We start from the raw sequence: 20487 nt of genomic DNA, 5'->3' as shown, positions 1-20487 counted from the left end.
ACTATCGTTTCTCCAATTCACTTAAAGCGACTTCTAACTCTGATTCTTGTTTTTTTAATAACTCTAAAGACAGTTCTTTATCCTTATCGCTCCGTTTTGGATCTGTAGACTTTTGTTTGTTTCTGGAAATGTTACTACGTAGGTTATTGATCTTTTTATTTAGGTCTGAAGTAGAAAGTTCCTTAATGCTTTTTTCTACCTCCATTTTCAAGAACATAGCATGTTTACCAAGTGGAGATTTGTTCTCCTGGTAGTATTCCAACTCCTCCCAGATATCTTTATTCTCAATAAAATTATTTTTTACAGTAGCAGCTATCTTTGCAAGTTCTTCCAGAGTAGCTTTGCTAAACAATAAAGGCTGTTCTTCAGTATAAATTGTATAAGCCGTTATCATATCGTTAACCAATATTTTGTATACATCTGGGCAATCTTTATCTCTAAGGAATGGGAATTGCTCGTACAACTTTAAAGTTTGTTTTACCTCAATAGGACTTTCATTCAACTTTTTTGAAATCAAGGAATCACGATAGTCTAAAAGAGTTTTTATAGCCTCTGTACTCGTCTTTTCTGTAGCCTGAGTTTTGTACAGTTCTATTTCTTGTAGTAAATCTTTCTTCTTCTTCTTAACCGGAACTATTCCATTTTCGTTTAGAAATGCTATCATTTCCTTATTTCCAGGTAATCCTTTCGAAAATTTTGGAATTATAGGAAGCTCTATTTTAGAAACCTCATTTAGATCTATTGCTTCTTGTACTAATTCTTCTCTGCTAGCATTAGGATCAATCATTAAAACTCTTTCTTCTAATGTGTAGATTGGTATAATTTCTTTTTCTTTAGTTTCGGCTTTAACTATTGGTTTTGAGGTGTATATTTTTATTTCACGTTCTGTGATTCCGACTAATTTTCCAATCTCATAATACATTATCGCTTTGTTCTGAGTCGTATCAGTCATTCGATTAAACCCATTTTGAATGGCCAAGGAGCGGCCAATCATTTTATTATATAAATTCTTACCACCAGTAAGAGTACGATCACTTTTTAGGTACGTAATTACATCTTGTTTGTTAGGTGCTTTCATAATAGCATGCTTTACTGTTTTTGTTTACAGCAATATACCGTGCAATTGCACCCTTTATAAGGACAAAAAAGTATCAATAAATTAATACTGGATATAAAAACTATATATGTTGTCAAAAGCGTGCAAAAAATCGTGCTTTTGTGCTTAACCGTGTAAATAACTGATTTACAAATAATTACCAAGCACAACTTAATTGTGCTATTTTGTGCTATTAGCACGATTTAACAGTATTTTAAGAATATTTATTGAAAATTGCATCAAAAAAAATGCTGTTGCAAGATTACAACAGCATTTTTAAAACTAACTAAATCAATCAAATATAAATCACACTCTTGATCGTTCTACAAATATAAAATCACCGCCTGCCTGTTCAATAGCTTCAAAAGTGATTGAAGTACCAGCCAAACCTTGCCAATCTACCGCTCCTGCTAATAAGAAATTAGCGTTAGTAGATATAATTGTAGCTGGATTGGTACCACCACTACCTAATAAGGTATAACTGATTCCATCCGTTGCATTCGTAATGTCTGCAATCGCTGTAGCTACAGTGTTATCTTGTAACTGATATCTACCAGATCCTGCAGTAACATCTATCGTTGTTTCATCGGCTGCTACGTTATTTACAGTCGCAAAGGTTACCGTACCGTAATATCTTCCTGGTACTGTTCTACTTTTCTGGAACTGTTGAAACTTTACTAAATTCGTGGTTGATTCATTATTATTAACACCCTCAATCATTAACGATAGCGGTGTACACGGGGTTCCATAAAACCTATAATAAGGTTGGTCTCCATCACAAGCACCAATTCGGAATCCTAATATTAGGTTTTTGTTAGTTGCCCAGGTAATAAACTCATCAAATTCTAATGAGCTGCCAGGATGACTAAATTCTGGTAAAGAAGTGAATGAAACAGCATCTTCTTCTCCTTCACTTGTGATAGGTAAACTTATCGTACTTGCTGTTGCTTCTATTATCGTTGCGTACTTTCCTGGCTTCATAACTATGTCACCAACCATACGTACTCCCTTATCATCTCTGTTTGGCCAGTAAGCTACATCTGCCACATCAATGACAACAACTTCCTGACTTTTAGATTGAGGAGCTCCACCACCAGAGGCTTTCTTTATATCTACTCTTACATATCCCATTTTATTATTTTTTTAAAGATTAATAAAACAGATCCTGCAGTAGTCCTACAGGAATCTATTTTTACCCACGGGCTACTTCTATGAATTTACCGTTGCTATACACTACTGTAATAAATACACCATCATTAAGGGTTATTGCAGCACTCAAGAAGAAGTTTCCGCTACTTGCAATAGTAGTAGCATTCGTATCGCTACCCCCAGTTATCGTGTATTCTTCATCTTCTACAGCATTAGAAATATTTGTTAATGCAGTTGGTGCAGCGTTTTCAGAAGTGATGAAGTTTCTACCTTCTAATGCATCTGCTGTAGTCGCTCCATCAGCCAATACCACCTGTACCACTTCCTCATCTGTAGTTACTGTCTTTCGTTCCACTTCGATAAATTTCCCTCCAGGTAAGGCATTAAGAACTAATAAATTCCCATTATTTAAAACAAAATCACCATCAGCCAATATGATGTTAGTGTTATTCTTTACGGTAGATGGATTTGTATCTGTATCACCTAATAAGTATACTTTCTTTCCTGGAATTGCATCATCAAGGTTAGTAATATTGGTTGCTGAAGTATTATTCGATCCAATTACTAGAGAATGATGAATTTCCAAAGAAGGAGTTGCGTCGTTTGCTGCGGTTGGGATATATGTATCTACAACTAGTGCTACATCATTAGAGAAGAACATTTGGTTGCCGTATCCAGTAGTACCATCAATTTGTTTACGACCAAACATCGCTATAAAGGTGCCTAACTTATAATCTCCAAAAGCTTTTATATTACGTGTGTCTTTTTCGAATTGAATAAAACCGTCCTCTCCTGGTTTATCAGTTAACGCATATTCATTATCCTTGGTTGTGATATACATGAAATCCATAGACTCAAGCTGGTCATATGTTACTAATTCTATATTTGGGAAATCATCTACAAAATCTGTATCTCCATTATAGTTAGTATTCACACCTTTTTTACGCTCTCTTGCATCGTTATATTTACGCTTCCAGTAAGGAGAAAGAACGAACTGTAAATCTGGTAGTATTCTAATTTCATAAGGCAGTTTCTCACACATATTATTGATGTAATCATCAATGTTTGTTTCGGTTGGTCTACCTAGTTTAAAAGTTTTGTATTTTCCTTCATCTCTTGCTCGATCGATCAATTTAAGAAATCCATCAAAATTATTCATGAATGAACCCGGCACACCTCTCTCTGGATCATTAAAATATACTCCACGTCCCATTACAATTTTATCCTCTTTACGAGCACGTTTCATAATTTCATTAACCACATAGCGCACAAACACTTCTTTGTATGGGTTTGAGTCTTTAATGCCAAGATTAGCGAAATTCTTTAGATATGATTTTTCAAGTTTTTTAAGTTCATAGCCTTCAAACAGCATATCTATTTGAATGTCACGTACTTTTCCTTTTTCCGCTTCAAATTTTACTTTGTTCTTAGGTAGATATTGTCTTTTTAAACTTTGGGTGATTTCCCCTGTTGCTACGGTTCCCCAAATTAATTCATCACTGACACCACTAATCATGGTAACATATCTCTTCATTTGTAAACCATCTAAAAGTGTAGGTTTTAATTGCTGACGGTCTCTTCTGAAGTAATCCTGTATGTCCTGATTCAGTTTTTCAATGTTCGCAGTTTGGTTCCAATTTGTTTCGGCTGTAATTTTTTGCCCAAGACTAGCCTGTTTTGCTGCCTGATTCCATGGTCTACCCTCGAACTCATTATAGCTTGCATCTATTCCAAATAAATGTGTTGCAGAATGTTTAATGTTTCCTTTGTTCATATTTCCCTTAATTATCTCCGGATCATCTGCTTCAGGTAGTATTTTTAGTTTCTTTACATCAGCTGCTAATTTTTTGTTATCAGCTTTTAATTTTTTACTGTCTTTAATTACCGCATTCAGTTTATCATCCAAAGAAGCATCCACATTCGGCAAAACTGTTGCTGGGTTCTTTCCTTCATCTTCGTCTCCTTCGCTTGCAGTTGTAGGTCCAGGACTTATTCCCTGTTCCTTCATAAATGCATCGATAGCCTCATTAGCTCCATCCAGATCTAACTTGGCATTGTACTCCTTCATAAACTTATCGGCAAAACCATCTTTTTTGGTTGCTTCGTCTATGGTTTTTTTCTCTTCGGCGGTAAATTCCAATGGACCTTCTTTAAAAGCACTTAATCCCAGTGCTCCCAAAACAGCCGCCATTACTTGTTTCCACATAACTTTTGTTTTAAAATTTAAATTATTACTTAACTATTCATAAAGCTCTGCACTGAGGCTAGTTCTTTAACTTTTTCAATAGCAGCATCAAGGTTACCAATTGAATCTGCTAATCCATATTCTATTGCCGGTTCTGAATAAAACATTCTACCGGTTAAAATGCCTTCAATGGATTCATTGAGTTTTCCTGCTCTATTTTTCTTTATAGTATCTTGAAATTTTTTTGCAAGTGGATTCAGAGTAAGTTCTCTTAATAATTTATAATTACTCTGGAGAGCTTCTTCAAAATCTCTGTTCTTATCTGATGATTGATCCGCATACACGGTATGCTCCTTAATTCCTAAATCTTCAAAGTATTTTATATAGCTCATAAATGAAGCCATAACTCCTATACTACCGAATGCAGAACTGATATCATTTTCGGCCATAATATAATCAGTGCCTGAAGCCACCCATTTAGCAGCACTGGCACAAAAATCACACAAAGCAACAACAGGTTTCTTTTTGTTTTTTAAAAAGTCCAAATATGGAGCTACAGCCCCCACAGAACCACCTCCGGAATCAATTTTCCATATCTGCCCTGTTATATTAGGGTTATTATCAAAAGACCTAGCAAAAGACACCAGTTCATCAGCTCCCCAGCAATAATAATTCCCATACTTAATCATATTACCCGTAATGGAAACAATACCTATACTCCCAGCAGGAATTTGTTCCTGACCATTATTAGCCAATGGAATACCATCTTCGTTTACTACCTCTCGAATAGCAGATTGGATTTTTTGTTCTTTGGATTTTACATTACCGGAAAGGATATCATTGGCAAGTTTGAGATTATATAATCCCGTAATAGGATCTATCGCCCATAAGCCTCTTCTAATTTCGCTCGCTGTTTTGCTGAATAGCATTTCATATCATTTAATGATCTACATTACAATAATAGCCTAGTGAGCGATTTTATAAATGGACATTATAATTAGTAGTAAAGGAAATTGAATTCGTAAAAAAGTTTAGAAAAAAGGAGAATGGGAAAAATAATAGGATTTTAAGACCTTGATTTTAACATTTATAAGGACAAATTAACGGGATAAATCACAAAGCATTGTAAATCAAGTCTTTATGATTGGTTTTATATCTTTGACATCTCTTTTTCCATGCTTCAAGATTCTTATCGGAGTATAATACGTGATTATTATGACAAAATCGTTTGATTGCTTTTGTCCTAACTCTAGAAGTTTCTGCAGTCTTTCTTTTGGATGGAAAAGATTTTAATGTGTCCTCATGCTGAGATTCTGCACCAGCAACATATGCTAATAATTCTCTTTCAAACGCAGCCTTAAATCGTAATGTAATTTCATTAATTGCCTGATCAGTAAATTCCATTAGAGCATAACGTCCTTCAACAACTTCTGCAAAATTACTACCTGCTGTAAGACTAACTTCAATAAAGAAGGTCATCCCTTTTTCTAATACAGTAGGTTTATTAGCTTTAGATAATTTAGTGCAGACAAAACGGCCAAACGACGAACTCATATCAACGTGAAAAGGTTTTACCAAAGATCCATTTGTTAACAGATGTGTTTTAGTATTTAATTTATTCCCGAAATAAGTAGCCAGGTATTCGGGTAAAGGAAATGGTATGATTTGTTTTTTACTCATTAATGTTCAGTTCCTCTAAATTAAAAAACCCTGTGGATTTCCGCAAGGTTAATTCGATTATTAGTTAACATACTGATGTTGATATATTTCAAAGGTTTATACAAACCATGAAATTATCCATTTTCGTTTTGTGAATACATAGTACACTGCTGCTGCAGCTAGAAACAACCATATCCAATCCCAAAAATTAAAAGAATAATCACGATCAACATTTACCGTCTTATTGTCTTCTTTTTTGTCGGTCTTAATGGTTGAATTATCAGAAGTTTCAACGACCTTTTCTTTCTTAATTTTTGTAGAATCAATTTCTTTAATTGCCTCTTTTTCAATTTCGGTATTGATAAATTTTTTACCATCCAATATCATAGGTTTTTTGATATCTACTGGTCGATAAATTATCTTGTCAGTTTCTCGAATAATAAAAGCATTGGTTTCTATTTTTTCAGTTTCATTCTTTACAACATCTCTTTTCTCAATTTTTAAAGTTTGAACCCGAGTTCTCTCCATAGTTCGTTTTCTGGTACCACAACTCCAGCAACATAATATTAAGATAAAAATTAATAGTCTCATTTTGCTTTTCTAAGTTCGTGATGTGGCATGTCTTGGAAGGATTGATCTTTTTTAATAACACCATCATTATCCCAATTACCACCCCATCTAATCAAATGTGTGATTTCTCCATTCTTTAACAGTTCTTCTGCACAAGCATCTATAACTCCAGCAACATAAGCTAAGTGAACTTCGTCATAGTCTATCTCTTTCCTCATCTTTTTATTTGGGTGATAGATGTATATATCTGCTGCCAAAGATGGTTCATAATTATGTTTCCCTTTATCGGTATAACCATCTTTAGTAGTAGCTCCTTGTAAATACAATCTATATTGACGTTCTATAGGGCGATGACCTTCGCTAATACCAAAGTCAACCTTGCTATATGTTATAGCCAGGTTCAATACTTTTTGCAAGTCGATATGGCAACTTTCTAATTCAACTTTGCTCCTTTGACCAAATGAATAACCCATAATTTACTTTTTTTTGTTACGATTTAATACATACTTCTTCCAAAAATGGGTTGCCGTAGCTGCTACTAATAGAGTTCCTGTGGACGCTGCAGTTCCAATAATCCATTCTTCAAAAAAATTTCCAAAGAGAAGGGCAATAGTATAAAGTAATAGGAGCTTTGTTTCTAATATTTCATTCATTTGCTTTACCATTTTGACCCAATTTTTGTTTTGCTGCTTTCACTAATGTGGCAGGAGCTGCTATCAACAATACCCCAACTACAAATGCGATTCCGTTTAATACTGAATACTCCAGAGTATTAAATAAAAAGTCATAGGTAAGTTTACCCAGGACTAACAATCCAATTACAAAGAGCACGTACTCCCAAACTCCGTATTTTTGTAATAAATTTCTCATATTTTCTTTTCTTTTAGTTTATACTTATTAATCAAAAAATGCCATTATCCAGGTATTTGCAGCCACCTTGGTTATTTTACCACTTCTTCTTGTGGGGCCCAATGTTAAGCCATTCCCAGAATCTAATATTGTTATACCCGTATCAGGGTTAATTGCTACTGTACCTGAAGCACTACTACTCGATAACCATACGGTATCCCCTATATTAGCTGCGGTATCTACCGTAGTTGATAATAACCATGTATTGGATGCTGCTCCTGTATAATTTCTGGAGTTATTTATGTCGGATGTAAAGAAGTTTTGTGAAGCCGAATAATTAGTGATCGTAGGTATTGTTGCATAGGCCGTATTATCAACTGATCCGTTGGCTTTTAAAAATTGAGATGATGTGCCTCCTTCAACTTTAAAATTAGCAGCAGTAATATCACCGCTAAACCAACCATTCACAAATCTTGTGCTGGAGGTTCCTAAAGAAAATGTATTTCCCGTTGCTCGAATAGCTGTATTACTAAACACTAATCCTGTAGTAAAGGGTGTAGTTAAATTTGCTAGCTGCAACGTCATAACATCATTGGTTATAAAAAGACTTCCTCTAATATTATCTGCACCAGATAACCCATTTAATCTAATTTGAGGCGGTGATCCAACACCATCATCTAATGTCAAATTTTGCGCTATCGTTCCTCCATCAAATGAGGCACCTGCTACTTTCCAATCTGTATTGCCTAATTGAGTATCTAATGCCGATTCAATTTCTGCACCCGTTTGATCCGCAGTTGCACCAGTTTCTATTCCTTCTAATTTAGTGACTTGAGCAGATGTAGCTAAACCATTTACACTATTCGTGGCACTTGGGATAGTAGCATCCGTTCCTGTATCACTTTGAATAACTCCATTACTATACGTTAGGTTTGTAGCTCCTCCTGAACTAGGTAAGTTCGCTATCTGAATTTTCTTTTTGTTATTACTATCGGCACTATCTTCTATAACTAAAACATCTGCGCCTATAGGCGTTACCTTCTCTGTTAGAGAGTTGACTTCATTTGAAACATTACTATGAATTGCATTAACGTCTGTAGCGTTACCACCATAACTTATAAGTCCTGTATCACTACCTCTATAGACAAAAGAAATATTATTAGTGGTTGGATTAATATTCGTAATATTCCCAGTATTAGGTCCTCGATACACACCTATTGTTTTAGCTGCACCTCCTGTAGTGAAATCAATAGTTTGAGGGCTAGGGCTACTAAAAGTACAATTATCAAGAATAGTAGTACCTCTATGACCTAAATACAGAAACAATCCTGTAGTAGTATCCTCTGTTTTAAACGTACAATTTTCAAAAGCTAAGTTTACATTTTTGTCCTGCGTAACCCTCACTAAATTTTGCAACTGTGTTCCTCCAAAATTAGAATTATTTAAAAATCCTTCATTTGCACTAATATTAGCAGGAACGTCTATTATTAAATCTTTTACTGTTATTGTTTCAAAATCTCCAACTCCATCAGTTGCGTATTGTTCTAAATCTAACCATAACCAACCCTCTACTTTACCTCCATCAATAATGAATGATTTAGGATAACCGCTTTCTATTTTGAGACTCGTTCCAATATTAATGTCTGAAATCGGTGCAGCGTACATTGTCCAACCAACATAGTGTCTTTGTGAAGCTATTGCTTGTATCCCTTCAACAATTTCACGTCTTGTACTTCCTGTATAAGGTTCTCCCTGCGGGATAGTTCTTTGGGAGCGCATGTAATTCTCAGAAGTACCTTGTAACTCTACTGTCCTTAAAGTTTCTTCATTTAATGGTGCATGTTGAGTAGCTTTATGATTAAAAAGAAATTTATTATTATCCCTTCTTAATGTATTATCTTCATCGATAAATGAAGCGTTTCCCCACCCTTTACTAATATAAAAAGTATTATTAGTTACATAAGAATGTCCTGACATTAACCCTTCAGTTATAACACCTCCTGGAGCACCACTTCGTATTCTTGAATTAATAAATATATTATCGGTAACTACAGCACCTCCAGATCTAACATCAATTTGACTATTCGTTAAAGTATTACCTCTAAAATCAGTAGATAAATCTACATTACTGGATTTATCTACGAAAAAATTATTTGTAATTTTTGCTTTTCTACAAAAAGAAGTAAGAATAGCTACTGTTTTAGAATTATAAGAACCGTTAAAATCTTGTATACCCCCTTCAAACCAATTATTATTAATAATAACTCTATCTGGACCTTTTATACTTAAATTAAAGAAATTAGATTCTGAAAATCTGTTACCTTCAATAATATAATTATTAGATTTTTTCCCATAATCTTCAATATTAAGATCTCCACTAGGCAGTACTCCTGTATTTTTATAAAAATTATTATATAGTATTTTAGCCCCTATAGCAGGATTTGTAATACCATGTCTTCTATTTTCTCTAAGTACATTATTTTCAATTATAGCCCTAAAAGGATAACTAGGTGATGTAACAAACCATCTAAAATCAGTGATGTTTGTACCATTATCATCTACTAATATTCTATATTTTTTGTAGTTGTCTGGATATTCATAAACAGTATATGGCGTGAGCGTAGAGGATTTTTCTATAAAAACATCGTTTTCATCATAAAAAATCATCCAATATCTAAAATGAGTTAAGTAAACACTTGTAGAAGCTCCGGGGAAAAAAGTAAACCATAAATGAGGAGTTGGCATATCTCTGGTTAGAGTCATGTATTGATAACTTCCACCTGCCGTAATTGTACCATTTTCGTCTATAAAACCATTGGTTAAATGATCATCTGTTATATTAAAATTTCCGTTGGTCTGATCTCTTCTTGCAATACCATCACCGTGAAACTGTTCTATAACATTATTCCTAACTATACAATCAATTGCATTAGAACCGTATACAACACCATGACCCCATTCGTATAAGTCTGTTATATCTACAGATACTCCTGCTCCAGATGTTTCATCTGTAAAAATCACAGTAGAATATTGCCCAGGTTGCCCTCTTAGCTCTATCTCATTTCCCGTAGGGTTTGTTGCTGTCCAATCAGCGAAATCAGGATCCGTGTTTATATAATTAACTATTTCGGTAACATTGGTAGCAATATTACTTAGCGTTAGAGGTATTAATTCGTTAATTTCTTTTTCGGTTACATCATCTTTAAATTGAGGATGTTCTATTATTCTTAATCTTACATTTCCTGCTGAAGTTGCAGCACTGGTAAGTTCAATTGTTTTATCATAAAAATGTTCAAATCGATCTCCGGTTAAATGGTTTCCTTCTATAATAGAACCTTTAGTGTCATAAAATCCATAAATAGAAGATCTTCTTAAAGCGCTAGGATTGGATTTAACTTTAGCACCTCCTTTGGATGTAACTTTAACATAATCACCGCCATTACCTACTAACCATAAATTATCATTACCCGGCCCATTTGTAAAAAAAGGTGATCCATAGTCATCTATATACTGATCTCTATGATATACACCATCAGTTACTTTATTCCATATTAAAGTACCTGAATTCTGATTAACCATATAAAGCAATTGCTTTCCTACATTGAAATTGTTAATCGTATTTGAATCAGTATCATTTGCTCCAAAATTAGAAGCATAGACTTCGCTAACAATAAAAGTTCCAGATAAGGTGGCATCAAAAAGATCTATTCCCAAATCTTCATTGATGAATTCAAACGAAGTATTGTTACCAACAAAATTGCCTACATTTAGTATCTCTCCTCCTTTAAAAGATAAAGTGACATTCGCTGGTGGACTGAAGTTACCTCCTGCTAAATCTATGGTACTTTGGATTTCCCATATTTTATTTGCATTGGAAGCACTTGGAGTAGTGAAATCTGTCGCTAAAGTTGGTACAAAGATATTTGCATTCGTACTTCCTCCACCTCCTGAAATTGCAATATTACCAGATCCTAATAAGGATTGATTATTAATTGTTTTGATATTGGTACCGCTAACCAGGTTATCCTGTTTATCCGATATATCTATACTCCCTCCATCTTCCAGTGTGATAGTATTTCCTGACCTACTTATTTGTTGGTCATCAGTTCCAGAGCCTCCTCCTGATAATGAGGATAAATCGATAGTCTTAACTGTATCATTAGATAATTGAAGTGTAATTATATTTGTTGTTGGATTAAAAGAGAAAGTTTGAATTGTTTGATCCATAGGTAATATCGGTGTTAGATCAACACTCCCCCCTCTTTCTAATGTAAGCGTATTACCACTTAATGATAGTTGTTGATTATCTGTTGCTCCTCCAGTAATTGCATCGTTTATCCATCCGGCAAATGTAGATAACGGAGCATGTGTGATTCTTTTATCACTATTCCTCCACATTAATATACTGTCGTTCTTAGTAGCGGCTGGTAGTTTTGAATAATTCTGTGCATTCCCCAATACACAAAAAAGCATTCCAATTACAATAAGTACTTTCTTCATTTTTAATTAATTTAAGGGTTATAGGTACTAACAACATCTTTATAAGAACTGACTTCGTTTGCAGGACCACTAACATAAACACCATACCCTATAAAAGAGCCATCTGACATGATACTACTAAAGGCTACATTATCCGGTTGTATTTTATTTGGATCAAATTCACCACTAGCTTTATGAAACAGAACTCCTAGTTCCTGACCTACATCCGATAAGCCACTTCCTGAAAACTCATTTACTATTACATTTACATCGATTCCCATTAGATTGCACTTTTATTAATTTTAATTTCAAATATCATTTGCCGATTACCGTTACCATATCCATCGATCTCAACACATACTTTTTTTTTACGTTTTAATCTATTCCAATCGATCTTAAAGCGTAACCACTCCCCTCTTTTTTCTATTCCTTCTCCTAGCACTAATGTCTGTCGTACCGTTTTTTTTCTTTGATCTTCTGATACAATAATTTTAATATTATCATTGAATGGACATTCTTTCCTTCGAATTTCAAAGATTGGATTACTGGATCTTGATATTTCAAAAACTTTTATTGTCGGATCATCTATTTTATAGGTTGTTTCCATATTAATTTATAGATCAATTACCGTATAAACAACATTCACTTTAATAGTACCAACGCCACCTGTGGCAGAAGCACCAAAAAAAGATAAGTTCAATGCTGAATTACCAACCGTATCGGCAACAGTATTCCCATCGCCTGCATCACCATCATAATCCGTAATATTTAGTTTATGAAAAATGATCCCAGGAAAATTCCATCTCATTTCACTATTTGCTACACTATATTCTGATACAACCCCATTTCCCATATAAATTCTATATCCAACATCATTGTTATATGCAGTTGTTAAATTTTTAGATATCGAAATAGAAATGATGTCATACACTTTGTCAATACCTGGGCTAGGTAAAATCTGTATGTTAGGTCCAGAAACGATAACATGATCTGTCAAAGTTTCTGTATGTTTTTGTATTACACTAGATCCCCCACCATAATTGGCATCTGCATAACCTTTCGGTATTAAAACATCATCCGTTGCTGAATCAACTTCTGAATTTGTCATAGAAGGTGCCTTAATAACCCCGTCTAATCCTATCTCTAAATTATTGCTATTAACGGCACCAGTAGAGCTATCAAACACGATATTAGATTCACTAAACGTTACATTATGTCTAGACCCTGTTCCTATGGACCTAATTTTTACATTATCTTCTGTGAGTAATATACTTTGTGAGTCATCACCTCCATTTGATTCATTAGATATAGATAAATTCGTATCATTAATAGATATAGAATTAGTAACACCAGTTGCATTATTAATTATGTAATGATTATAATTACTAGAATTAACAAGCCCACCATACTCATTGGTACCTACAACAGAAGAATAAGTAAGATTAAAAGCACCTAAATTTAAAGCTGTGTTTTTAGTAATGCCCCCGCCCCAATCAAAAGTACCTGAATTATTAACTATTCCTGATCCTGCTATGATTGGAGCACCAACTACAATCCATTGCGAACCATTATACTTATACAAATTATCATCATCGCCATAATACACCCACCCTTTTTGAGGGTTTACTGGTGCACCGGTTAAAGGATTATATCGCGTGACATCTATTTTTATTTTTTGAGCAATAGAAGCTGTCGAAATCAATAAAATAATAAGTACTACTAGTTTTTTCATTTTTCTGTATCTATATAGAATTCTAAATTAGCATCGTCTGTATAAGGCATTCCAGTCACGTCTGCTACTATAAATCGAGTTGCAGAACGTTTGCCATGTATCTCATCGCCAATCTCAATGGCGTTATAATCTGGATTGGTTTTCTTATCTACACGGTATCCATCGATCACAGTCCAGGTGCCAATTCGTCCTGTAACTGTATTTAAAACATTAGCATCACCCTGGTCTACATAATTGGTACTGGCAAATACTCCTATTTCTCTTATGTTAATCAGGACTGCATTAATAGAAGTGGTATAAATATCATTGTAATCGGTTGCTATAGTTTGAGTATTTCCGGTACCTATCACACCAGCATTACCAGTGTATAGGTATACATTTTCAATGCCCGAAATAGTTGCCTGAAAAAATCGATCTCCCTGAATTCCATACGGACCATTGGCATTGATGTAATCTTCAATGGTCTGAACACCGATATCTCCTAAATCCTGAAAGCCATTGATGGCATCCTTTTTTATAAATTTAAGTGCCGTTTTATTGATATCCTGAGCCTGTAAAGCAGTGCCAGACTGGCCATATGTACCTTTTCCTTTTACAATTTCGTAATCAATACGGTATATTCCTTTTTCAATAGATCCCTGGTATATATAAAATAATGCAGTCTCATCCTCCTGGACTACAAAATTTGGGAGGTTGTTTATTTGATCTGCTATAACCGCATACTCATTAATATTAGTTAACGGGTTAACTAAGATCATTCTGTTTTGGATAGTTTTATTATCCTGTTCTGTTGCTATATCCTTAGTTATCCATACTCCAGTTGTACTCCTGTATTCGGTACCATCTATCAACAATGCACTAGCTCCAATCTTTGGGTTAGGATGAGCTACAATTAATGCATTATAATTAGGGTGTACTCCATGAAACAAAGCATTTTTATTATGCTTTTCTACAATTTGATTGAGTTCATCCGCAGAGAATTGTGTTATAGGGTCTGTAAAGGCTACCGCATTACTTTTTTGTGGTATTGATATAACTTCTGGAAACGGCATTATGATAAACCAAAACTTAACACGTAAGCAAAACCATAGTCATTTGCTAAATCTTGACTGATATATTCTATAGGTAAAAAATCTTCATTTTGTAATGTTATCACAGACTCTCTGGTTCTGAACCTGTTTTTAGAAATCATTGGATTTTTAGATCCTGACAACCTATAATGATCTCCATAATTTGTTTTTACAACAACCTCATAATGGCCTTTTAATAGTTGGTCCAGCTCTGTGAAAATTTCTTCTGATAATCCTCTATACACAAGCCTAAGACTATTTTTATACCGAAGACCTGCCTTTGTCGTAGTTGCATTACTACTCCATCTGATTTTTGAAAGACTTGTATGCGTTTCTGATAATAAAGGAAAAGCCTTACCGTGCACCGATTTTAAGTACACTTTACAGATATTAGAAATAAGGTTATCGTTTCGCTGCAGAATCATACTCAATAATAGTATGAACACCAGATATTTATGTGGACATTACTTACTTGAATATTAAATCGTGCGAATCGTGCTAAAATCGTGCTAAAATCGTGCTTTATAAATAATTGATTTTTAAATAGTTAACATCGAAAGCACAAAAGCACGATTTTCTTTACTTATTTTATTAATTAATTAAAGTAAAAGAAAGATATAGTATATATAGGTTTTTGCCTTTTTTTAGTCGTTTCCAGAAAGGATTTACCAACTTTTGCATGAAAGCACTATTTATTATTACTCTTTTAATTGGGGGTGTGGGGGAAAATAGAAAAAACAAGTAATGTAAGAAAGGTAAATAATCCTGAAGAGCTTTACCCTGGTTTACTCAAATAGTGTACAATCGTGCTATATGGTAATTCTCCAATATCAACCATACTCAATTTACGGTAAAACCGTAAATTATTAGGATTATTTCCTATATTTGGGAAAATTTCCGAATGTCATTATCTAACAACATAATCGAAATAGATGAAGAGTTTATCGAAAAAAAGATAAACCGGGCCTATTGTGGGCTTTCCTCTATCAAAGTAATGAATGATGGCATATACTACGCTCATCTTAAAAATAAAATATATTCTTATCGTGGCATTGGTGGAGATTATTCTGGGAAAAGAAGTTTAAGAGCTAGTATCTCAATATTTACTGGGTTAATAGATCGATATAAAAACTTTGAATGTGATGACATTCGATATTATTTTAATGATCATAAAGGAATCTGGTTGTGGCAAGAGGTTCGTTAAATAGTTAACCCAGGATAATCAACCGGTTCTTTTATATCTTTTCTATTACTATCAATAGATCGTGAAAACAGATCTCGACTTACTGGATGTGCTGACAATAAGCTATCATCATATTTTACATTAAATAACTCCTTGATATGATTCTCATTTAAATCATCTCTAAGCCATTCTTTTTCGAGTTCTTTATCCAGTAGTACAATTTGTCTTTTATCACCAGATTTGTTGTGAATTTTAGCAAACCAAGGGCTTGCCTGCTTGGTAAAAATAGTGAAACTTACTGTACCATCGTTACCTACTGAATATATACCGGCTACAGATAAAACATCATCATCTTTGGCACTAAAAAAACATGGATAAGAAACTCCGTTAAACTTATGTGGTTCAAAGAATCCTGATAATGGAATGATACATCTTCTCTCAAAAATACTCCACTTATAGATAAAATGATCAAATGCACTTTCACTTCTGGCATTTAACCCACCGCCTTTAGGAGCAATTTTTTTATAGTAATCGTTTTGATACGCTCCATGTTGTGTGTGTGGCATGATTCCCCAAAGTCCTGGTATCAACTCTTCTTTGCTCTCCTGCGGAATGAATAACATATCTGGATGAGCATAGCCGTTAAAATGGTAAGCACTAAAATCGTTATCTCTAATATCGAATAATTCTGTTCTTTTTACTCTGTACCTTTTCTCCAGTAGACGGACGTTTCTTTCTTGTGCAGCATGGTAACACATATATTTAGTAGTTATAGTTTTCCCAATTCCTAATTTACGATATTTTTTTTAAGGAGTGTATTGGGAAAGATCCACGCATTTCATCACCACGTATATTTGTCCAAGAGCAAAAGGCATAACCATTTGTATCAACCCCAAGGACAGTCATCTTTGGGCTATCGATTTCTAGTTGTACGGTATCGTCTTTGGTTATATTATCGATGATTTTTAAATTAATATCCTTTAGACATATCTACTTTATTTGCATAAACATATTCGCTTTTATCTAGATTACTAATTTTATATGGAAAGTTATTATATCTATTGGTCATTTCTATATTGATTCTATCATCTTCTAGCCACCCCTTAACAATAGTCTGATCATCAGTATCTGTATAAAATCCCTGTGCTACATCTTTCAATATAATTTGATACTTACTATTTATATATCCAATCTTGTGCATAATAATATTATTTAATTTTATGCAATTTACAACAGAAAATGATACAAAAACATAACAGAAATAATATTAGATCTATTAGTAAAAAATCTATAAATAAACCTCAATTTGCATAAAATGGCTATATATGTAAAAATTTGGAAAATGGAGGCTTATATATTATATTAGAAAAGCTTCAGAAATAAATAATGAAAATTACTTCAAATAATCTCATAAACTGGACAACCAAATACTCCTAAAATTTATATATATAGTCAATAACTTTAATAATTTTAGTTAATAATTCTGAATAACTATTTAAATTATCAAGAGTGAATTTATTTATCTTTGGTCTAGTTTTATGCATTTAAGGAATAATTCCTTAATACAATTATAGCTTTGCTAAATTGGGGGCATAAAAAAAACTAGAAGTACCATTTCTAGTTTTTTTATAATTGTTAATCTCCCTTACATATCAGAAATGGAGTTAGAACTATTTCTAATGTTACTAATACTGGTAGTATTAAAGAGCGATTAATTTCGTTTGTATTGAAAAAGGCGAATAATAGTACCGTTTTTCATTTTGATAGCCGTCCATTAGCACTGGACGGTTTTCTTTAATATTATTTTAAATAATACGACAAATGTACAAAATTTTTTGGATGATGTAAAAAATTTTACTATTTCAATATATAATTTATAAGATACTATTATCAAATCTTTTGTTTTAAAGAAATTAGGATAGAGATTAAAGCCAATAAAAAAGAAAGTGTAGAAAATATCCAAAACATTCTCTGTAGGCGTTTATTTATAGTGTTACGTTTATATTCTCCAACAAAACCTCCATCCATTAATTTTACAATGCCTGCATATCTTATTTTTCCTGCAGAGTTACTCCCATGCTGCTTATAAACGATTAATTTTTCTTCATGTAAAAATGTAAAAGCAGCTCTTAAGATATATTCTAATTTAGATTCCACTAATTTATTTTCGGTTTTTGAATGATTCGTAATAAACTTTTTTACCATTTTCTTCAATAGCTTTTGGTTAAGTAATTTTTCAGGTAGAACAATGTCTGATTCTGTTATATTTTTTGAACTATACAATTTTTCTAAAATTCTATCCAAAATTTCATATTCTAAAGGTATTCTCATCATTTTATTCTAATTATTTTTTGATTAATTGTGAATACATTAAACAATTATCTGTATTATATGACTGGATCTCTCCTAATACAGATCCTCCGTTCTTTAGTTCATATTTAACTTTATCTTCTAATAGATTTAACTTACTCGATTGCAGTAATATGTATTTCATATTTTTATAAATTTATTATCTAAAGTTAGATAGGATTAACTCTAGAAACAACTTTTTTCTTAATCTTTATCCGTCTTTACAGTAAAACAAAAACCCTCCGGTTAGCTACACCAAAGGGTTTCCTGTCCAATTTTAAATACATAAAATCAATGATTGGGGAATCTATATTTTACGTCCGCAATTGAGGCAATGTTTACTATCAGGAGTAAGTAATTTCTTAGGGTTGCATATGCATAAGTTGTGCTTTCTCGTCATGTACTTATACCTTTGAAATTCATATATTTTTTTTAACCACTTTAGCATCATCCAAAAGTATTATATCATGATTGTACTACCATGTGGTTTTCCACAGGCTACATTTCTTACTATTACTTTTTTCTTTCATAGTTCTAATTATTAAGTGTTTTATTTAAGATTTTATATCTACTCCTATATCCTCATTAATCCAGCTTTGATCTTGAATCAATCTATAAGTATTTACTAAGGCATAATTGGTGATTTTAAAATACTGAAAGCATAACCCATACTTTTTTTCTTTCAATTTTTCGATTACATAATTCTCCATTATTTCTAAGTCCAATGATTCCGCACTTAACCTGATAACATGCTCATTTAAATAGCTCATACATAAATTAGAAATTGTAGTCTGCGGATGATACAACGTACCGTATAGATTTTCGATATCGGTTATTTTATATCCAATTGCGCCATTTAGAGTAATTGTTTTATTGTCTCTAGTAGTTAATGTTTGCATTGGTAAAGAACATACTCGTAAACGCTTTTCTTGCTTGTAAACGCTATCAAAATATGGTATTCTAAAATATATTCCTTTCTCTAGTTTTTTAATGTGTTTACCAAACCTAACTCGTAATCCCGTTTCCCACGGCTGTATGATAATCCATATCTTAATTGCATTAAAAATATATTCTAAAAACTCTTTTACCTGATTCATATCTGTTTAGTATTTTTCTTTTTTGCTAGTGACTTTAATCCTGATTCTATTTCGCATAAGTGTATATGCTTATATGTATCTTGTAGAGCCTTGGCTTTACTTCTCTCTTGTTTTATAAAATCGATTGCCATGACAATTGATTTTCTTTCCTGTTTGTTGATATACGTATCTGACATCGTTTCTCATTTAAGTTGTTTTATTAATCATAATCTTCATCATCAATACGCCAATTATTAAGTGTATCCTTAACATAATGCAAATCTGGATCGCATAGTTTTAAAGCTTCCTCCTTGCTTATATATTCGTAATCTGAAGAACCTCGGTAAAGCATGTATTTTATTTCGCTTTTACCGTTATCGTAATCGTATTTGATTTTTTCGAGTTCTCCCCTATCTGTTGGACAGAATCCTAAATTTTCAGTATTGATAATAATTAATGGTTTTGGTCTACGCGATTCAATAATTAGAAAGGTGGAACCTCCTACTATTAGACCTAAAATGATTGTTATGATTAAGTGTTTTGTTTTCATGATTAGCTTAGTTTTATATCTTCTTTAAATAATCTATGTATATACTCTGCGTGCAACTCCACCTGATCGATACTTTCTGCACAGTGAAAAAGCAAGTGAATGATTCCATAGTCTCCTAGAGAATCCTGATACTCATGCTGTTCTTTGTTTTTCACCCATAACACAAAGCAGCATAAATGACCGATCTCGCCTAACGATTCTTTTTCTAGTAAACATTCTTTGAATTTCTCTAAATCCATTAGAGCATATTCATTGTATTTACGCTTACAAAAATTATAATCGAAGGTGTGTTTGAAGGTTGCTAGTTTTCTATTTTGTATTTCGTAATTGATTCCGCTCATTTTTATTATTCTATTTTACTCGAGTTATTAAATCATCTATTTGCATTTCGGCACATTCAACGTCTTGTGTTATTTCTGTAAAACTTTCTGGATTGTACAGAAACTCTTTATTGAGTTTAACCTGAGCGTTGATTAGTTCTTGTCTTGTAAAGGTTTTCTCCATGATTTCAATTTGATGTATTGGTTTTTTCATCGTTTA

Annotated in this window: 24 protein-coding genes; 1 reads left to right on the top strand and 23 read right to left on the bottom strand. The window is 33.1% G+C overall.

Annotated features, from left to right (window positions below):
- Nucleotide 1: 1 nt before the first annotated feature.
- The 15 genes from DK441_RS22310 to DK441_RS22240 all read right to left on the bottom strand — a co-directional run bounded on the left by DK441_RS22310 (nucleotide 2) and on the right by DK441_RS22240 (nucleotide 15214).
- Entirely contained in the window at nucleotides 2-1078 is a 1077-nt protein-coding gene (locus tag DK441_RS22310) for a hypothetical protein (protein ID WP_109852809.1), read from the bottom strand.
- A 324-nt stretch (nucleotides 1079-1402) separates the two neighbouring features.
- Nucleotides 1403-2227 (bottom strand): hypothetical protein, encoded by an 825-nt coding sequence (locus DK441_RS22305; protein ID WP_109852808.1) that lies wholly within the window; start codon nucleotides 2225-2227, stop codon nucleotides 1403-1405.
- Between the two features lie 61 nt (nucleotides 2228-2288).
- Nucleotides 2289-4451, bottom strand: coding sequence for a hypothetical protein (locus tag DK441_RS22300; RefSeq protein ID WP_109852807.1), 2163 nt, complete (start codon nucleotides 4449-4451; stop codon nucleotides 2289-2291).
- A 29-nt stretch (nucleotides 4452-4480) separates the two neighbouring features.
- Nucleotides 4481-5359, bottom strand: coding sequence for a S49 family peptidase (locus tag DK441_RS22295; protein WP_109852806.1), 879 nt, complete (start codon nucleotides 5357-5359; stop codon nucleotides 4481-4483).
- Nucleotides 5360-5543: 184 nt separating this feature from the next.
- On the bottom strand, nucleotides 5544-6110 hold the full coding sequence (locus DK441_RS22290) for a hypothetical protein (RefSeq protein WP_109852805.1): 567 nt from the start codon (nucleotides 6108-6110) through the stop codon (nucleotides 5544-5546).
- 96 nt (nucleotides 6111-6206) lie between these two features.
- Nucleotides 6207-6617: a hypothetical protein gene (locus DK441_RS22285; protein ID WP_109852804.1), complete on the bottom strand. Its 411-nt coding sequence runs from the start codon at nucleotides 6615-6617 to the stop codon at nucleotides 6207-6209.
- Nucleotides 6618-6676: 59 nt separating this feature from the next.
- Nucleotides 6677-7132: a hypothetical protein gene (locus DK441_RS22280; protein WP_109852803.1), complete on the bottom strand. Its 456-nt coding sequence runs from the start codon at nucleotides 7130-7132 to the stop codon at nucleotides 6677-6679.
- A 3-nt stretch (nucleotides 7133-7135) separates the two neighbouring features.
- Nucleotides 7136-7312, bottom strand: a complete 177-nt coding sequence (locus tag DK441_RS22275; RefSeq protein WP_160112236.1) for a hypothetical protein — start codon at nucleotides 7310-7312, stop codon at nucleotides 7136-7138.
- The gene (locus DK441_RS22270; RefSeq protein ID WP_109852801.1) at nucleotides 7305-7529 is read right to left on the bottom strand and encodes a hypothetical protein; all 225 of its coding nucleotides are present in this window, start codon (nucleotides 7527-7529) and stop codon (nucleotides 7305-7307) included. The genes DK441_RS22275 and DK441_RS22270 overlap by 8 nt, the downstream gene beginning before the upstream one ends.
- A 27-nt stretch (nucleotides 7530-7556) precedes the next feature.
- Nucleotides 7557-12008, bottom strand: a complete 4452-nt coding sequence (locus DK441_RS22265) for a hypothetical protein (protein ID WP_109852800.1) — start codon at nucleotides 12006-12008, stop codon at nucleotides 7557-7559.
- An 11-nt stretch (nucleotides 12009-12019) separates the two neighbouring features.
- On the bottom strand, nucleotides 12020-12268 hold the full coding sequence (locus DK441_RS22260) for a hypothetical protein (protein ID WP_074406643.1): 249 nt from the start codon (nucleotides 12266-12268) through the stop codon (nucleotides 12020-12022).
- On the bottom strand, nucleotides 12268-12594 hold the full coding sequence (locus DK441_RS22255) for a hypothetical protein (RefSeq protein ID WP_074406644.1): 327 nt from the start codon (nucleotides 12592-12594) through the stop codon (nucleotides 12268-12270). Before DK441_RS22255 ends, DK441_RS22260 begins: the two co-directional genes overlap by 1 nt.
- A gap of 6 nt (nucleotides 12595-12600) precedes the next feature.
- Entirely contained in the window at nucleotides 12601-13719 is a 1119-nt protein-coding gene (locus tag DK441_RS22250) for a hypothetical protein (RefSeq protein WP_109852799.1), read from the bottom strand.
- Nucleotides 13716-14771 carry a hypothetical protein gene (locus DK441_RS22245; protein ID WP_109852798.1) on the bottom strand — a complete coding sequence of 352 codons (1056 nt, stop codon included), beginning with the start codon at nucleotides 14769-14771 and terminating at the stop codon, nucleotides 13716-13718. The genes DK441_RS22250 and DK441_RS22245 overlap by 4 nt, the downstream gene beginning before the upstream one ends.
- Nucleotides 14771-15214, bottom strand: a complete 444-nt coding sequence (locus DK441_RS22240) for a hypothetical protein (protein ID WP_109852797.1) — start codon at nucleotides 15212-15214, stop codon at nucleotides 14771-14773. Before DK441_RS22240 ends, DK441_RS22245 begins: the two co-directional genes overlap by 1 nt.
- A gap of 476 nt (nucleotides 15215-15690) precedes the next feature.
- Between DK441_RS22240 and DK441_RS22235 the strand changes: the two genes are divergently transcribed.
- On the top strand, nucleotides 15691-15993 hold the full coding sequence (locus DK441_RS22235; protein ID WP_109852796.1) for a hypothetical protein: 303 nt from the start codon (nucleotides 15691-15693) through the stop codon (nucleotides 15991-15993).
- On the opposite strand, the gene DK441_RS22230 is transcribed toward DK441_RS22235, so the two are convergent.
- From DK441_RS22230 to DK441_RS22195, 8 genes are all read right to left on the bottom strand, one after another.
- Nucleotides 15990-16730 carry an SOS response-associated peptidase gene (locus tag DK441_RS22230; protein WP_109852795.1) on the bottom strand — a complete coding sequence of 247 codons (741 nt, stop codon included), beginning with the start codon at nucleotides 16728-16730 and terminating at the stop codon, nucleotides 15990-15992. The two genes, DK441_RS22235 and DK441_RS22230, sit on opposite strands and share 4 nt — an antisense overlap.
- Nucleotides 16731-16942: 212 nt before the next feature.
- Entirely contained in the window at nucleotides 16943-17173 is a 231-nt protein-coding gene (locus DK441_RS22225) for a hypothetical protein (RefSeq protein ID WP_109852794.1), read from the bottom strand.
- A gap of 689 nt (nucleotides 17174-17862) precedes the next feature.
- Nucleotides 17863-18306, bottom strand: coding sequence for a hypothetical protein (locus DK441_RS22220; RefSeq protein WP_160112235.1), 444 nt, complete (start codon nucleotides 18304-18306; stop codon nucleotides 17863-17865).
- Between the two features lie 10 nt (nucleotides 18307-18316).
- Nucleotides 18317-18466 carry a hypothetical protein gene (locus DK441_RS26800; protein WP_160112234.1) on the bottom strand — a complete coding sequence of 50 codons (150 nt, stop codon included), beginning with the start codon at nucleotides 18464-18466 and terminating at the stop codon, nucleotides 18317-18319.
- A gap of 409 nt (nucleotides 18467-18875) precedes the next feature.
- On the bottom strand, nucleotides 18876-19418 hold the full coding sequence (locus DK441_RS22215; protein ID WP_109852792.1) for an SPFH domain-containing protein: 543 nt from the start codon (nucleotides 19416-19418) through the stop codon (nucleotides 18876-18878).
- Between the two features lie 199 nt (nucleotides 19419-19617).
- Nucleotides 19618-19947, bottom strand: coding sequence for a hypothetical protein (locus DK441_RS22205; protein WP_109852790.1), 330 nt, complete (start codon nucleotides 19945-19947; stop codon nucleotides 19618-19620).
- Nucleotides 19948-19949: 2 nt separating this feature from the next.
- Nucleotides 19950-20288, bottom strand: a complete 339-nt coding sequence (locus tag DK441_RS22200) for a hypothetical protein (protein WP_109852789.1) — start codon at nucleotides 20286-20288, stop codon at nucleotides 19950-19952.
- A 10-nt stretch (nucleotides 20289-20298) separates the two neighbouring features.
- Nucleotides 20299-20481 carry a hypothetical protein gene (locus DK441_RS22195; protein ID WP_109852788.1) on the bottom strand — a complete coding sequence of 61 codons (183 nt, stop codon included), beginning with the start codon at nucleotides 20479-20481 and terminating at the stop codon, nucleotides 20299-20301.
- Between the last annotated feature and the right edge of the window lie 6 nt (nucleotides 20482-20487).

This window comes from Aquimarina sp. AU58 (genome assembly GCF_900312745.1).
Taxonomy (GTDB): domain Bacteria; phylum Bacteroidota; class Bacteroidia; order Flavobacteriales; family Flavobacteriaceae; genus Aquimarina; species Aquimarina spinulae.
Note: the sequence above shows the minus strand (reverse complement) of the source record. Positions and strands in the feature narration are given on the sequence as shown.